This is a genomic window from Vibrio sp. R10-SG3-ISO3 (assembly GCF_059834225.1).
In genome coordinates this window covers 16,598-31,708 of record NZ_JCBDHE010000030.1, presented here as the reverse complement: position 1 = coordinate 31,708, position 15,111 = coordinate 16,598, and the positions used below count along the sequence as shown (strand labels likewise).

Here is a 15,111-nt window from a genome sequence, read left to right as displayed (position 1 = left end):
TAGGAGTAGAAAATGTCTCGTGTTGCTAAAGCACCTGTCGCTATTCCAGCTGGCGTAGAGGTGAAACTGAACGGCCAAGAAATCACTGTAAAAGGTGCGAAGGGCGAACTAACTCGCGTTCTTAACGACGCTGTTGTTATCGCTCAGGAAGAGAACAACCTTACTTTCGGTCCTAAAGAAGGTGTTGCTAACGCATGGGCTCAAGCAGGTACTGCTCGCGCTCTAGTGAACAACATGGTTGTTGGTGTTACTGAAGGCTTTACCAAGAAGCTAACTCTTAAAGGTGTTGGTTACCGTGCTGCTATCAAAGGCAACGCTGTAGGTCTAACACTAGGCTTCTCTCACCCAGTTGAGCACGAGTTGCCAGCGGGTATCAAAGCTGAGTGTCCAAGCCAAACTGAAATTGTTATCACTGGTTGTGACAAACAACTAGTTGGTCAAGTTGCGGCTGACATTCGTTCTTACCGTGAGCCTGAGCCATACAAAGGCAAAGGTGTTCGTTACGCAGATGAAAATGTGCGTACTAAAGAAGCTAAGAAGAAGTAAGGTAACACTATGGATAAGAAAGCATCTCGCATCCGTCGTGCTACACGCGCACGTCGTAAGATTGCAGAACTGGGTGCAACTCGCCTAGTAGTACACCGTACTCCTCGTCACGTGTACGCACAGGTTATCGCATCAAACGGCTCTGAGGTAATCGCAGCAGCTTCTACTGTAGAAAAAGCGATCCGTGAGCAAGTGAAGAACACTGGTAACATCGATGCAGCAAAAGCAGTAGGTAAAGCTATTGCAGAGCGCGCGCTTGAAAAAGGCGTTGACGCAGTTGCATTTGATCGTTCTGGTTTCCAATACCACGGTCGAGTAGCGGCGCTAGCAGAATCTGCTCGCGAAGCTGGTCTGAAATTCTAAGGTAGGGTTGGAAGATGGCTAAAGAACAACAAGTTCAAGCGAATGATTTGCAAGAAAAGCTAATCGCAGTTAACCGTGTATCTAAAACGGTTAAAGGCGGTCGAATCATGAGCTTTACTGCACTAACTGTAGTTGGTGACGGTAACGGTCGCGTAGGTTTCGGTTACGGCAAAGCCCGTGAAGTACCTGCAGCGATTCAAAAAGCAATGGAAAAAGCACGTCGTAACATGACTACGATCGCGCTTAACGAAGGCACACTTTTCCACCCGGTAAAAGGTCGCCACTCGGGCTCTAAAGTTTACATGCAGCCAGCGGCTGAAGGTACAGGTGTTATCGCAGGTGGTGCGATGCGTGCAGTACTAGAAGTAGCAGGTGTACACAACGTACTATCTAAAGCATACGGTTCTACGAACCCTATCAACATCGTTCGTGCGACGATCGATGCGCTAGGTAGCATGAAGTCACCAGACATGGTTGCTGCTAAACGTGGTCTAACTGTTGAATCTATTTCGGAGTAAGAACACCATGGCAACTATTAAAGTTACTCAAACTAAAAGCTCAATTGGTCGCCTACCAAAGCACAAAGCTACTTTGCGTGGTCTGGGCCTTCGTAAAATCAACCATACAGTAGAACTTGAAGATACTCCGTGTGTACGCGGTATGATCAACAAGGTTTACTACATGGTTAAAGTTGAGGAGTAATCAGAATGCGTTTGAATACTCTAGCACCGGCTGCGGGCGCTAAGACTCCTGCGAAGCGAGTTGGCCGTGGTATCGGTTCTGGCCTTGGTAAAACTGGTGGCCGTGGTCACAAAGGTCAAAAATCACGTTCTGGCGGCAGTGTTCGTCCAGGTTTTGAAGGCGGTCAGATGCCTCTAAAACAACGTCTACCTAAGTTCGGTTTCACTTCTCGTAAGAGCCTAGTGTCTGCTGAAGTTCGTCTAGCTGAACTAGCGAAAGTAACAGGTGACGTGGTTGACCTAAACAGCCTTAAAGCTGCTAACGTCATCACTAAGAACATCGAATTTGTAAAAGTTGTTCTTTCTGGTGAAATTAACAAAGCAGTGACTGTTAAAGGTCTACGTGTGACTAAAGGCGCTAAAGCTGCAATCGAAGCTGCAGGCGGTAAAATCGAAGAATAATCTTCGAAGGAAGGGTACAGATGGCTAAAAAACCAGGACAAGATTTTAGTAGTGCAAAGAATGGATTGGCGGAATTAAAGTCGCGTTTATTGTTCGTTTTAGGCGCACTTTTGGTATTCCGTGCAGGTTCCTTTGTACCACTACCTGGTATTGATGCTGCTGTACTTGCCCAATTGTTCGAACAGCAAAAAGGTACCATCGTAGAGATGTTTAACATGTTCTCCGGTGGTGCTCTTGAGCGTGCATCTATATTAGCGTTGGGCATCATGCCGTACATTTCGGCATCGATTGTTGTCCAACTGCTAACTGTAGTTCATCCAGCGTTAGCTGAACTCAAAAAAGAGGGTGAAGCAGGCCGTCGTAAGATAAGCCAATATACACGCTACGGCACGCTTGTACTTGCAACCTTCCAAGCTATTGGTATTGCAACAGGCCTACCAAACATGGTCGACAATCTGGTTGTTATCAACCAAACCATGTTTACGCTTATTGCGACCGTAAGTTTAGTAACCGGTACCATGTTCCTTATGTGGTTAGGTGAACAAATTACAGAGCGCGGAATTGGTAACGGTATCTCGTTGCTGATCTTTGCAGGTATTGTTGCTGGATTGCCTTCGGCAATCGGCCAAACAATTGAGCAAGCGCGTCAAGGTGAATTGCATGTACTTCTTCTGCTGTTGATTGCTGTATTGTCTTTCGCTGTCATTTACTTTGTTGTTTTCATGGAACGTGGTCAACGTCGTATCGTTGTCAACTACGCGAAGCGTCAACAAGGTCGCAAAGTATTTGCTGCGCAAAGTACGCATCTGCCATTAAAAATTAATATGGCCGGTGTTATTCCAGCAATCTTCGCTTCGAGCATTATCCTGTTCCCAGGAACATTGGCTCAGTGGTTCGGTCAGAACGGTGAGAGCAGCGCGTTCGGTTGGTTAACTGACGTGTCTTTGGCTCTTAGCCCAGGTCAACCTCTGTATGTAATGCTTTATGCAGCAGCGATTATTTTCTTCTGTTTCTTCTACACGGCGTTGGTATTCAACCCGCGTGAAACAGCAGATAACTTGAAGAAGTCAGGTGCATTCGTACCCGGCATCCGCCCAGGTGAGCAGACAGCTAAGTACATTGATAAAGTAATGACGCGACTAACCCTTGCGGGCGCGCTTTACATTACCTTTATCTGTCTGATTCCGGAGTTCATGATGGTCGCATGGAACGTACGTTTCTACTTCGGCGGTACATCACTACTTATCGTAGTTGTTGTTATCATGGACTTTATGGCACAGGTACAGACTCATATGATGTCTCAACAATATGATTCTGTGTTGAAGAAAGCGAATCTGAAAGGTTATGGCCGTTAATTCGGCGGTAGTCTCAGATTTCATTTACGGAGTTTAGCAATGAAAGTTCGTGCTTCCGTTAAAAAAATCTGCCGTAACTGTAAAGTTATCAAGCGTAACGGTGTCGTTCGCGTGATTTGCAGTGAGCCAAAGCACAAGCAGCGCCAAGGCTAATTAGCAGAAATTTTTACTTGAAATAGAAGGTTAGGTCGAGTATATTCCTCGGCCTACCTTTTGCGTGCAAAAGAAGTAGTATTCCGCAACGTATCCATAACGGGCTTTGTTGCGGCTAATTCTTTTTAAGAAACACTAGGAGTGAATAATGGCCCGTATTGCAGGCATTAACATTCCTGATCAGAAACATGCTGTGATTGCACTAACGTCAATCTACGGCATCGGTAAAACTCGCTCTCAAGCTATCCTAGCTGAAGTGGGTATTGCTGAAGATGTTAAGATCAGTGAACTAACTGAAGAGCAGATCGATCAACTGCGTGATGGTGTAGCTAAGTACACTGTAGAAGGTGATCTACGTCGTGAAGTATCTATGAACATCAAGCGTCTTATGGACCTTGGTTGTTACCGTGGTCTTCGTCATCGTCGCAGTCTACCACTACGTGGACAGCGTACTAAAACCAACGCTCGCACCCGTAAGGGTCCGCGTAAGCCGATCAAGAAATAATCGGGAAGGTAGAGTACAATGGCTAAACAACCAACTCGCGCTCGTAAGCGCGTACGCAAGCAAGTTGCAGATGGCGTTGCGCACATCCATGCTTCTTTCAACAACACAATCGTAACCATCACTGACCGTCAAGGTAACGCACTAGCTTGGGCTACTGCAGGTGGTTCAGGTTTCCGTGGTTCTCGTAAGTCTACTCCGTTCGCTGCACAGGTTGCTGCTGAGCGTTGTGCTGAAATGGCTAAAGAATACGGTCTAAAGAACTTGGAAGTTATGGTTAAGGGTCCAGGTCCAGGTCGTGAATCTACTGTTCGCGCACTGAACGCTGCTGGTTTCCGCATCACAAACATTGTTGATGCTACACCAATCCCTCATAACGGTTGTCGTCCACCTAAGAAACGTCGCGTATAACGTTTTTTAGATTACTGGAGAAAGATCATGGCAAGATATTTGGGTCCTAAGCTGAAGCTTAGCCGTCGCGAAGGTACTGACTTATTCCTTAAGTCTGGTGTACGCGCGATCGATACCAAGTGTAAAATTGATAACGCACCAGGTGTACACGGCGCTCGTCGCGGTCGTCTATCTGAGTATGGCGTTCAGCTTCGTGAGAAGCAAAAAGTTCGTCGTATGTACGGCGTTCTAGAAAAACAATTCCGTAACTACTACAAAGAAGCTGCTCGCCTTAAAGGCAACACAGGTGAAAACCTGCTTCAGCTTCTTGAAGGTCGTCTTGATAACGTAGTTTACCGCATGGGCTTTGGTGCAACTCGCGCAGAAGCACGTCAGCTAGTTAGCCACAAAGCTATTCTAGTTAACGGTAAAGTGGTAAACGTTCCTTCTTTCAAAGTTGCGGCTAACGACGTTGTTTCTATTCGCGAAAAAGCGAAACAGCAATCTCGCATCAAAGGTGCACTAGAAGTTGCTGAACAACGCGAAAAACCAACTTGGATTGAAGTAGATGGCACTAAGATGGAAGGTACGTTCAAGCGTCTGCCTGAGCGTTCTGATCTGTCTGCTGACATCAACGAACAACTGATCGTCGAGCTTTACTCTAAGTAAGGTTTAAACTAAAGAGAGGACACAATGCAGGGTTCTGTAACAGAATTTCTTAAGCCACGTCTGGTTGACATCGAACAAGTCAGCACGACACACGCAAAAGTAACTCTTGAGCCATTAGAGCGTGGCTTTGGTCACACTCTAGGTAATGCACTTCGCCGTATTTTACTTTCGTCTATGCCAGGTTGCGCAGTGACTGAAGTTGAAATTGAAGGCGTTCTGCACGAGTACAGCACTAAAGAAGGCGTTCAAGAAGATATTCTTGAAATTCTTCTAAACCTTAAAGGTTTGGCTGTTCGCGTTGCCGAAGGCAAAGATGAAGTGTTTATTACACTGAACAAATCAGGCTCAGGCCCTGTGGTTGCAGGTGACATCACCCATGATGGTGATGTAGAGATCGCTAACCCAGAACACGTAATTTGTCACCTAACGGATGACAACGCTGAGATCGCTATGCGTATCAAAGTTGAACGTGGTCGCGGTTACGTTCCAGCTTCAGCTCGTATCCATACTGAAGAAGATGAGCGTCCAATTGGCCGCCTACTGGTTGACGCTACGTACAGCCCAGTAGACAAGATTGCTTACGCTGTTGAAGCCGCTCGTGTAGAGCAGCGTACAGACTTAGACAAGCTTGTTATCGACATGGAAACGAACGGAACTCTAGACCCTGAGGAAGCAATCCGTCGCGCAGCAACTATTCTTGCTGAGCAATTGGATGCGTTCGTAGATCTTCGTGATGTACGTGTACCTGAGGAGAAGGAAGAGAAGCCAGAATTCGATCCGATCCTACTGCGTCCTGTAGACGATCTTGAACTAACAGTTCGCTCTGCTAACTGTCTGAAAGCAGAAGCGATTCACTACATCGGTGATCTTGTACAGCGCACTGAGGTTGAGCTACTTAAAACGCCAAACCTTGGTAAAAAATCTCTTACTGAGATTAAAGACGTACTTGCATCACGTGGTCTGTCTCTGGGCATGCGCCTAGAAAACTGGCCACCAGCGTCTATCGCTGAAGATTAATCGATACTAGTTAGAAGGATTAGGTCATGCGCCATCGTAAGAGTGGTCGTCAACTCAACCGCAACAGCTCACATCGCAAAGCGATGTTCAGCAACATGGCTAGCTCTCTAGTACGTCATGAAGTTATCAAGACTACTTTGCCAAAAGCAAAAGAGCTACGTCGCGTAGTTGAGCCTTTGATTACACTAGCTAAGACTGACAGCGTTGCTAACCGTCGTCTAGCATTTGCACGTACTCGTGACAACGAAGTAGTTGCAAAACTATTTAACGAACTAGGTCCACGTTTTGCTGCTCGTCAGGGCGGTTACACTCGTATCCTAAAAGCTGGCTTCCGTGCTGGTGATAAAGCTCCAATGGCTTACATTGAGCTTGTTGATCGCCCAGCTGCTGAAGAAGCTGCTGAGTAATCAGTTCGTATAACGAAAAAGCCGAGCGTTAGCTCGGCTTTTTTGTGCCTGTCGTATAGGTAATGTCTCTGTACGTTATCTCATCGAGACATCAAGATTTAATGCAGAGCACCACTCTACTCACTGACGACTATTCTAAATCGGTCCAGAGTCCACCGAGTGAACCTAATAGACTGTCACTGGCGCCTTGGTCGCTAAGATAGCCAAGGATTACAGGCGCAAATTGGCTGATCATCGAAGGGTCCAGACCCACTTTTTCAAAGACGCCGCGCACCGCCTCGATACTTTCAAGTTGACTAAAGAGCCCACCCGCATCGTTGAGTTGCGAGAGGCCAGGTACTAAAGACTCTAATTCGTTGCTGTTTTCAGAAGATAACTGACTTTGTGCGAACGCCAACAGTGCGCCGCCGCCCGCTGTCGCTTGTTCGCTGGTCACAGGAAGCTGACTGGTCAACAGCTCGCTTATTGGTGAAGATTGCAGGTTGAGCCCTTGGCTAACCATGTCCATCAAACCCTCTTGGCTTGATTTTTCAGTAATGGAATTGAGAAAGGCGTGCGCTTGTCCGGCAGACAGAGCCAGCAGCGCCGCAGTAAGAAGGTGTTTGCGCATAGAGCCTCCATGCAGTGTTCGCTTTAACACTCTGATAGGCCAGAGTGATTGAATGGATCAATGGGTATATTGCTTCCATAAGCGATACTTGTATCACACTCATCTCACAGTGAATAGAGCCATCTCTGCGTCAAGATGAAAAAAAGCGGCGCTCATAGAGCACCGCTGTCTGTCTTGAACTTTCGGCTGTTCTGCCAGGCTATTACAGGATAGCCAGCAATTCGACTTCGAAGACCAAGGCTGCGAATGGAGGGATCGCCGCACCAGCGCCGCGCTCACCATAGGCAAGGTCTTGAGGAATATACAGTTTCCACTTTGAGCCAACAGGCATCAGTTGTAGGGCTTCTACCCAACCTTTGATCACGCCAGTAACTGGGAATTCTGCTGGTTGGCCACGAGACACTGAGCTGTCAAATACCGTACCGTCAGTCAATTCACCGTGGTAGTGAACGCGAACTTGCTTGTCTGAAGTTGGGATTTCACCCGTACCTTCAGTGATGATTTCGTACTGAAGACCTGACTCTAGTACGGTCACTTCTGGACGTAGAGCGTTGTCTTTTAGGAAGGCTTCGCCATCTGCCGCCGCCGCTTTTGCCGCTTCTTGACGTACTGCTTCTGCACGAGTGTGCAGCTCTTGCAGCGCTTTGTTGATTTCGTCTACTTCGATTGCTGGCATGTCACCAACCAATGCTGTTGCGATACCCGCAGCAATGGCGTCAACGTTTAGGCCGTCAAGACCAGAACCCGCAAGTTGTTGACCCATTTGTAGGCCGATTCCGTAGCTGGCTTTTTGCTCTACAGTTTCAAATTTCACTTCAGACATGATGTCTCTCTTGTTGGGTGTATAAAGTCATCAAGTCTACCAGTTCTCACACAGTGATGAAACGATAGCGCCCTTTTAACTGTCACTCTCGGGGGAGAATAACCATCACTCTCGGGGTGAAATGCGCCTATCGATGAGAATTCCGTGAGATTTGACCGAGTTATTACTTAACGCGCGCAAAATCCCTATACTCGGTTGATTATCATTTTTATACTTGGGGCAGGGTAGTATTGGGAGAAATAGGGCGATGAATCGCAGAAAGAAGAAACCACAACGTGTCGATTATGCTGAGGTATTGAAAACACAGTTGGCGCGCTTTCGTCATTCAAACCCGTTGGGCGCACTCAAGCTGAAAAAGCAAGGGCCTAGTCAGCCCGACTCAAGCACGCCTGAGACGAACCCATCGTCTCCCCTTGGGGCTAAATGGCGCACGTTACCCGAGCAAGGCAAGGCGCTTTGGCATCGTCTACCTAAGTGGCATCAACGTGGGTTGATGGTACTGGTTCCACTACTTGTCATTTTGCTGATGTTGCCCACATCACAGTCGACACCGGAGACGGCTTCGGTGCAGGTTGCGTCACCTCAACGTGTCTCCATTGATATCAACACCACCTCACTGAGCCAGCAAAGCTCAACGCCAGTCTCACATCAAGAACAAGTAACAAACCCAAGACAAGTCACGAACCCGTGGCAAGAAGATACGGTGAAAAGTGGCGATACCCTAGCTGAGATGTTTCGACGCAATGGGCTCTCAATGGCGGACTTAAACGCACTCGTCAAAGTCGAGGGGCAAGATAAACCGCTTAGTCAAATTCGCCAAGGCCAGTTGGTGCGCTACAAAGTGACCGATGAAGGTCAGCTTGATATTCTTCAGCTTGAGAAAAATCAGCAATCGGTGATGTTCTTTAGGTTATCAGATGGTGGATTTGGCCGCAGTAAGTAATCACTTACCCTCTGCCCGCTACCCATTCCCCTTTGCCCCTCAAGCCCCACTCTCTCGCTTCATATCAATATGAGGGATGCCATCTTCGAGATAGACCTCAGAGGTGGCAACAAATCCATATCGGCCATAGAAGGCACTTAAGTGCTCCTGCGCGCCGATTTCAATTGCGCTGTTTGGCCACAAACGTTGGCATTGATGAATCGCTTGCTCCAACAGTTGATGACCCAGCCCGTTGCCACGCGCTTTTTCATGTGTCGCCACTCGGCCAATACTGACGCTCGGATAACTGATCCCCGCAGGCAGTAAGCGCGCGCAGGCGACCAGTTGGCCTTGCTCATAACCCAGTAGGTGATACACCCCCGTGATTGGGTCTTTGTCATCGAGCTCGGGGTATGGGCAGGTTTGTTCGACCACAAACACATCCACTCTTAGTTTGAGTAATTGATACAGTTCGTGGTTGCTCAAAGCTTCAAAGGTACGCAGTTGCCAATCCATCGGACACCTATTGGTGGTAAATAAGGGACGCCATCATATCAACCTGAGATAAGTGGCTGCAATATTAACGATCTTTGTAAAATAGAGAGAAAAAAGCCGCAGTGACTGCGGCTTAATGAAAGACGCTCTGATTGAGCAAAGTGCTATTTTTGCAGATCGATTTGGTAGACCGCAAAGCCTACATCATCATTCTCAACGAAGGCCATTGGATATTGACCTTTATCTGCGATGAACTTAGCTGCCTTTTCACCCGGTGAGGTTTCGAAACGGATATCGAGTTTTTTATCCGATTGGATAGGGGCGAAAGACCAGTTGTTGTCTGCGCTTGGTACAAACTCACCGTTTTCTTCACTGACGCGGGTAATGTACGCAGCCACAACCGAGCGGTTTTCATCTGGCGAGTCAAACGCAACAAACTCGGCACCTGTGCCTGGGAACTTGTTGCTGTACGCACGGTAGTTGTTGGTCGCAATGATAAATGGCTGTTTCAGATCAATCGCTTTCCCTTGATAAGTCAAACCGACGATACGCTCAGCATCTTCATTGATGACGTTACAGTTGCCGTCGTATTTCGCTGGCTGGGTCACATCAATCTGGTAGTTAACCCCATCAATGACGTCAAAGTTGTAAGTACGGAAGCCATCCCAATCAATCAGGCTTTGTGCGGCGCTGCTGTTGGTATCGATCTGTTTAAATTGACCGGCGCTACACTCTAGCCACTCTTTCACTTCGTGACCGCTGACTTTCATCGCCACCAAGGTATTCGGGTAGAGATAGAGATCCGCAGCGTTACGGAAGGTCAACTGACCTGACTCCACTTCGGTGTAGTTATTCGGATCGTTTTTACGACCGCCCGCTTTAAATGGCGCTGCCGCTGAGAGCACAGGGATGTCTGATAAATCAGGATCGCCTTGGATAAAGCGCTCAACGTAATCTTTTTGTGCAAGGTTGACGATTTGTACGGTGGGATCGTCTTGCACCAAGGCGAGGAAGCTGTACATCACGTCGCTGGCTTTACCAATCGGCTGATTGACAAAGTCGCGCGTCGCTTTGTGGTCTGCTTCAAGCGCTTTGACGATACCGGCATCCGCGTCGACGATAGGCTGTTTAGTCGCTGAATCAAAGATTGGGCGTGCTTCGGACTGGCCTTTCACCACCACCCACTGCTCACCTTCTTGCTTAAGCTCTAGGTCAATCACACCAACGTGGCTGCCCCAACGTCCTGGCATGACGGCGGCAACGCCGTTGATGGTACCCATTTCATTATCCACACCTTGGATGTTTTCAAAGCCTTTCCCTGGGAAGACGGCGTGCGAGTGACCAAACGCAATCGCATCAATGCCTTCTACTTCAGAGAGATAGTAAGTGGAGTTTTCTGCGCCCATTTTGTGCGGATCAGAGGATACGCCTGAGTGCGGGATGGCGACAATCACATCTGCGCCTTCAGCCTTCATTTGTGGCACTAGGGCCATCGCTGATTCTTTGATGTCTTTGGCAAACACTTTGCCTTCGAGGTTTTTCTTATCCCACACCATGATTTGTGGCGGTACGAAGCCGATGTAGCCGACTTTGATCTCGTGCTCGACACCATCGACATCTTTAAACATGTGCGACTTAATCAGGTAAGGTTTGAAGTAGTGCTCACCGGTTTTTTGGTCAAAAACGTTTGCGCTGACATAAGGGAACTCGGCACCTTCCAGCGATTTTGCCAGAAACTCTAAGCCGTAGTTGAACTCGTGGTTACCGATGTTACCCACATCGTAGCCAAGCTGATTCATTGCCTTGTAAACAGGGTGAACTTCGCCCTTCTCAATGCCTTTGGCCGCCATGTAGTCACCCATTGGGCTGCCTTGAATCAAATCACCGTTATCAACCAAGACGCTGTTTTCGACTTCACTGCGCGCGGCTTTGACTAAGGTTGCGGCGCGAGTCAAACCAATCTTTTGTGACGGTTTGTCTTTGTAGTAGTCGTAATCCATCACGTTGGTGTGGATGTCGGTGGTCTCGATAATGCGAAGTTTGATGGTTTCTGCCATCGCTGGGCTGGCCATAACCAGCATCCCGCTAAGGACAGCCAGAGAGAGAGGTTTCACTGCTACGTTCATTTTTTGCTCCGATGAGGGGGGTCAACAGTACTGCATAATGTAACAAAGTTGTATGAAACAAGAATTTCATTCATCAGGAAAACGTGATCTTAACCGTTGGTATCAACGGGTTGTGGTGCCCAACTCTCACTTTTTGCCTCGATTCGGTGTCACAAGAATCGTCTCTTATCAGCAATTGGTATAAAAAATGAAATTTTAGAATTTCAGGTAATATGTTCGCAGCGCCATAATGCCATCCATAGATTAGCAAAAGGATGACGTTATGGCGCACAAGGAAACTGTCTCTCCCTTTCCACTTCGCCAGCCCCAAGTCGAGCGCAACCTACCGCCGTTGCACGCAATGGGCCGCAGTGGTTTGAAAGCCGGTGAAGTGGCATTGGTTGGCGCAGGGCCAGGCGATGTGGAGTTGCTGACGCTCAAAGCGTTGCGCTTTTTACAGCAGGCCGATGTGGTGCTGTATGACTACTTGGTGTCAGACGAGATCATGGCGCTCGTGCCAAGCGACACCATTTTGGTCTGCGTCGGCAAACGTGCGGGTCACCACAGCGTACCGCAAGAGAAAACCAATCAACTGTTGGTCGATTTTGCTCAGCAAGGGCACAAAGTCGTGCGCATTAAAGGTGGCGATCCGTTTATTTTTGGTCGCGGCGGAGAGGAGCTCGAAGTGTTGGCTGACGCGGGTATCGCCTTTCATGTGGTACCAGGGATCACCGCTGCTGCTGGCGCGACGGCCTACGCAGGCATTCCATTGACGCACCGAGATTACGCTCAGTCGGCGATGTTTATTACCGGTCATCTCAAAGCCGAACGTGATGAGATGGATTGGTCGACATTGGCGCGTGGCAATCAAACGCTAGTCATCTATATGGGGCTGATGAAGTCCGATTGCATCCAAAGCCAGTTGATTACGCATGGCCGCGCCGCGCACACGCCAATTGCCATTATCGAGCGTGGTACGCAGCAAGCCCAACGCGTACTGAAAGGTCAATTGAGCGATTTGAGTGAATTGGCCAAAAGCGCCGAGTCCCCGTCATTGATTGTGATCGGTGAAGTGGTGGCGTTGTCCGAAAAGCTCGATTGGTTTGCCCGCGAGCAAACCGAGGCGCCCATAAGCCAACTTGGCCGCCAGAGCGCATAGCGCTTAATTTTTGCACATCACCCTGAATTTAATAGTCAGAAGCTCAACGCGAGCCGTAAAGGAAGCACCAACATGGACCAAGAACGTTTAACTCACCTCAAGCAACTGGAAGCGGAGAGTATTCATATCATCCGCGAAGTTGCCGCTGAGTTTGATAACCCTGTGATGATGTACTCCATCGGTAAAGACTCCTCAGTAATGCTGCATCTTGCGCGTAAAGCGTTTTACCCAGGCAAGATCCCATTTCCATTGCTGCACGTCGATACCGACTGGAAGTTTAGAGAAATGATCGAATTTCGCGATAGAACCGCGAAGAAGTATGGCTTTGAGCTTTTGGTCCATAAGAACCCAGAAGGTCTGGCGATGGGCATCAACCCATTCGATCATGGCTCTTCGAAACACACGGACATCATGAAAACCCAAGGGTTAAAGCAGGCGCTGAACAAATACGGCTTTGACGCTGCCTTTGGCGGTGCCCGCCGTGACGAAGAGAAGTCTCGAGCGAAAGAGCGCGTCTACTCATTTCGAGATAAAAACCACACCTGGGACCCGAAAAACCAGCGTCCAGAGCTATGGCGCACCTATAACGGTCAAATCAACAAAGGCGAAAGTATTCGTGTGTTCCCACTGTCGAACTGGACTGAGCTCGACATCTGGCAATACATCTACTTAGAGAACATCGAGATTGTGCCTTTGTACTTGGCGGATACGCGTCCTGTTGTTGAGCGTGATGGCATGTTGATCATGGTCGATGACGAGCGCATGAAGCTGCAACCGGGTGAAGTGGTGGAAGAGAAAAGCGTGCGTTTTCGTACCTTGGGTTGTTACCCACTGACTGGGGCGATTGAGTCCACCGCCAACACGTTGACCGGTATTATCGAAGAGATGTTAGTGGCGACGTCGAGTGAGCGCCAAGGTCGAGCGATCGACCACGATCAGTCAGGATCGATGGAGCTCAAAAAACGTCAAGGTTACTTCTAAGTAGGATCTAAGGAAAGAAAATGAACAGCGCAGTCGTAGCGGAGCTCGCAGAGCTTGGTATCGAGGGATACCTAAAACAGCACCAATACAAGTCACTACTTAGATTCTTAACGTGTGGCTCAGTTGATGACGGCAAGAGTACCTTGATCGGTCGCTTGCTGCATGACTCAAAACAAATTTATGAAGATCAGTTGGCGGCGGTCCACTCTGATTCTCAGCGTGTCGGCACCACCGGAGAGCGCCCAGACTTGGCGCTGTTGGTCGATGGTCTGCAAGCGGAACGTGAACAGGGCATCACCATTGATGTGGCCTACCGTTATTTCTCTACCCAAAAACGCAAATTCATCATTGCGGATACACCGGGGCATGAGCAATACACGCGTAACATGGCGACCGGTGCGTCAACCTGTGATCTGGCGGTGATCTTGATCGATGCGCGTAAGGGCGTCTTGGATCAAACGCGTCGTCACTCCTTCATCTCTAATTTGCTTGGTCTTAAGCACTTTGTGGTGGCGGTTAACAAGATGGACTTGGTCGATTACTCACAGCAGCGCTTTGAAGAGATTCGTGAGCAATACCTTGAGTTTTCCAAGAACCTGCAAGGTGAGACGGACATTCAGATCATCCCGCTGTCAGCGCTCGAAGGCGATAACGTGGTTGAGCCCAGTGCCAACATGAGCTGGTTCAAAGGCCCATCACTGCTTGAGCTTTTGGAGTCTGTCGATGTAGACAGCGAAAAAGAAGTGGGCGATTTCCGCTTCCCTGTGCAATACGTTAACCGCCCGAACCTCGATTTCCGTGGCTTTGCCGGCACGATTGCCTCTGGCAGTGTCAGCGTAGGTGACAAAATTAAAGCGTTGCCATCAGGCAAAACCTCAACGGTGGCGCGTATTGTGACCTTTGATGGCGATTTGGAGAAGGCGCAAGCCGGACTTGCGGTGACGTTGACGCTGGAAGATGAAATCGACATTAGCCGCGGCGATCTGCTCGTACTGGAGTCCTCTTCTGTGGAGTCGAGTAACCACCTGCTGGCCGATGTGGTATGGATGACCGAGCAGCCGCTTAAACCGGGACGTGATTACGACATCAAGATCGCGGGTAAGAAAACGGTAGGTCAGGTGCAAACGATTCGTCACCAGTACGATATCAACAACCTCTCGAGCCACAGTGCTGACGAGTTACCGTTAAACGGGATCGGTTTGTGCGAATGGACCTTGAACGAGTCGGTCGCACTGGACAAATACCTCGCTTGCCAAGACACCGGCGGTTTTATCGTGATTGATCGCTTAACCAATGTGACAGTCGGCGCGGGATTGATTCGCGAAAGCTTGTCGCAGGTTGCGCGTGGTGAAGGTCAGTTCTCTGAGTTTGAAGTTGAGCTCAATGCACTGATTCGTAAGCACTTCCCTCATTGGGGTGCGGCTGATCTCAGCCAACTGCTTGGCCAGAAGTAAGCCAAGGTAAGCGAGTAG

Annotated in this window: 20 protein-coding genes; 16 read left to right on the top strand and 4 right to left on the bottom strand. The window is 48.7% G+C overall.

Annotation, left to right across the window (positions count from 1 at the left end):
• The first annotated feature begins 12 nt into the window (after positions 1-12).
• The 12 genes from rplF to rplQ all read left to right on the top strand — a co-directional run bounded on the left by rplF (position 13) and on the right by rplQ (position 6,544).
• The gene (rplF, locus tag AC6R1A_RS07025) at positions 13-546 is read left to right on the top strand and encodes a 50S ribosomal protein L6 (protein WP_334554608.1); all 534 of its coding nucleotides are present in this window, start codon (positions 13-15) and stop codon (positions 544-546) included.
• 9 nt (positions 547-555) lie between these two features.
• Positions 556-909, top strand: a complete 354-nt coding sequence (gene rplR, locus AC6R1A_RS07020; RefSeq protein WP_334554606.1) for a 50S ribosomal protein L18 — start codon at positions 556-558, stop codon at positions 907-909.
• Positions 910-923: 14 nt separating this feature from the next.
• Positions 924-1,427 carry a 30S ribosomal protein S5 gene (gene rpsE / locus AC6R1A_RS07015; protein ID WP_500627521.1) on the top strand — a complete coding sequence of 168 codons (504 nt, stop codon included), beginning with the start codon at positions 924-926 and terminating at the stop codon, positions 1,425-1,427.
• Positions 1,428-1,434: 7 nt separating this feature from the next.
• Positions 1,435-1,611: a 50S ribosomal protein L30 gene (gene rpmD, locus AC6R1A_RS07010; protein ID WP_000201159.1), complete on the top strand. Its 177-nt coding sequence runs from the start codon at positions 1,435-1,437 to the stop codon at positions 1,609-1,611.
• Between the two features lie 5 nt (positions 1,612-1,616).
• On the top strand, positions 1,617-2,051 hold the full coding sequence (rplO, locus tag AC6R1A_RS07005) for a 50S ribosomal protein L15 (protein WP_500627522.1): 435 nt from the start codon (positions 1,617-1,619) through the stop codon (positions 2,049-2,051).
• A 20-nt stretch (positions 2,052-2,071) separates the two neighbouring features.
• On the top strand, positions 2,072-3,406 hold the full coding sequence (secY, locus tag AC6R1A_RS07000; protein WP_500627523.1) for a preprotein translocase subunit SecY: 1,335 nt from the start codon (positions 2,072-2,074) through the stop codon (positions 3,404-3,406).
• A 39-nt stretch (positions 3,407-3,445) separates the two neighbouring features.
• Positions 3,446-3,559, top strand: coding sequence for a 50S ribosomal protein L36 (gene rpmJ / locus AC6R1A_RS06995; protein ID WP_000868186.1), 114 nt, complete (start codon positions 3,446-3,448; stop codon positions 3,557-3,559).
• Positions 3,560-3,707: 148 nt separating this feature from the next.
• A complete protein-coding gene (gene rpsM, locus AC6R1A_RS06990) occupies positions 3,708-4,064 on the top strand; it encodes a 30S ribosomal protein S13 (RefSeq protein ID WP_005435100.1) in 357 nt (118 codons plus the stop codon).
• 18 nt (positions 4,065-4,082) lie between these two features.
• Positions 4,083-4,472 carry a 30S ribosomal protein S11 gene (gene rpsK / locus AC6R1A_RS06985; protein ID WP_001118870.1) on the top strand — a complete coding sequence of 130 codons (390 nt, stop codon included), beginning with the start codon at positions 4,083-4,085 and terminating at the stop codon, positions 4,470-4,472.
• Positions 4,473-4,499: 27 nt separating this feature from the next.
• Positions 4,500-5,120: a 30S ribosomal protein S4 gene (gene rpsD / locus AC6R1A_RS06980; protein ID WP_334554596.1), complete on the top strand. Its 621-nt coding sequence runs from the start codon at positions 4,500-4,502 to the stop codon at positions 5,118-5,120.
• A 24-nt stretch (positions 5,121-5,144) separates the two neighbouring features.
• Positions 5,145-6,137: a DNA-directed RNA polymerase subunit alpha gene (locus tag AC6R1A_RS06975; RefSeq protein ID WP_334554594.1), complete on the top strand. Its 993-nt coding sequence runs from the start codon at positions 5,145-5,147 to the stop codon at positions 6,135-6,137.
• Between the two features lie 26 nt (positions 6,138-6,163).
• Positions 6,164-6,544, top strand: a complete 381-nt coding sequence (gene rplQ / locus AC6R1A_RS06970) for a 50S ribosomal protein L17 (RefSeq protein ID WP_005383141.1) — start codon at positions 6,164-6,166, stop codon at positions 6,542-6,544.
• 130 nt (positions 6,545-6,674) lie between these two features.
• On the opposite strand, the gene AC6R1A_RS06965 is transcribed toward rplQ, so the two are convergent.
• Both AC6R1A_RS06965 and bamJ read right to left on the bottom strand, forming a co-directional pair.
• Positions 6,675-7,154, bottom strand: coding sequence for a DUF2780 domain-containing protein (locus tag AC6R1A_RS06965; RefSeq protein WP_500627524.1), 480 nt, complete (start codon positions 7,152-7,154; stop codon positions 6,675-6,677).
• Between the two features lie 202 nt (positions 7,155-7,356).
• The gene (gene bamJ, locus AC6R1A_RS06960; RefSeq protein WP_500627525.1) at positions 7,357-7,977 is read right to left on the bottom strand and encodes a BamJ family beta-barrel-assembly machinery protein; all 621 of its coding nucleotides are present in this window, start codon (positions 7,975-7,977) and stop codon (positions 7,357-7,359) included.
• A 247-nt stretch (positions 7,978-8,224) separates the two neighbouring features.
• Here bamJ and AC6R1A_RS06955 point away from each other — a divergent pair, with 247 nt between their 5' ends.
• Positions 8,225-8,920 carry a LysM-like peptidoglycan-binding domain-containing protein gene (locus tag AC6R1A_RS06955; RefSeq protein WP_500627526.1) on the top strand — a complete coding sequence of 232 codons (696 nt, stop codon included), beginning with the start codon at positions 8,225-8,227 and terminating at the stop codon, positions 8,918-8,920.
• A gap of 39 nt (positions 8,921-8,959) precedes the next feature.
• Here the strand turns inward: AC6R1A_RS06955 and AC6R1A_RS06950 are convergent, their stop codons facing one another.
• Both AC6R1A_RS06950 and AC6R1A_RS06945 read right to left on the bottom strand, forming a co-directional pair.
• Positions 8,960-9,415: a GNAT family N-acetyltransferase gene (locus AC6R1A_RS06950; protein WP_500627527.1), complete on the bottom strand. Its 456-nt coding sequence runs from the start codon at positions 9,413-9,415 to the stop codon at positions 8,960-8,962.
• 143 nt (positions 9,416-9,558) lie between these two features.
• Entirely contained in the window at positions 9,559-11,520 is a 1,962-nt protein-coding gene (locus AC6R1A_RS06945; protein WP_500627528.1) for a bifunctional 2',3'-cyclic-nucleotide 2'-phosphodiesterase/3'-nucleotidase, read from the bottom strand.
• Positions 11,521-11,782: 262 nt separating this feature from the next.
• Between AC6R1A_RS06945 and cobA the strand changes: the two genes are divergently transcribed.
• From cobA to cysN, 3 genes are read left to right on the top strand one after another with little or no spacing between them, the layout of a single operon-like run.
• Positions 11,783-12,658, top strand: coding sequence for a uroporphyrinogen-III C-methyltransferase (cobA, locus tag AC6R1A_RS06940; protein ID WP_500632848.1), 876 nt, complete (start codon positions 11,783-11,785; stop codon positions 12,656-12,658).
• Between the two features lie 6 nt (positions 12,659-12,664).
• Positions 12,665-13,639 carry a sulfate adenylyltransferase subunit CysD gene (cysD, locus tag AC6R1A_RS06935; RefSeq protein ID WP_334554971.1) on the top strand — a complete coding sequence of 325 codons (975 nt, stop codon included), beginning with the start codon at positions 12,665-12,667 and terminating at the stop codon, positions 13,637-13,639.
• Between the two features lie 20 nt (positions 13,640-13,659).
• Entirely contained in the window at positions 13,660-15,093 is a 1,434-nt protein-coding gene (cysN, locus tag AC6R1A_RS06930) for a sulfate adenylyltransferase subunit CysN (RefSeq protein WP_500627529.1), read from the top strand.
• Positions 15,094-15,111: the final 18 nt, after the last annotated feature.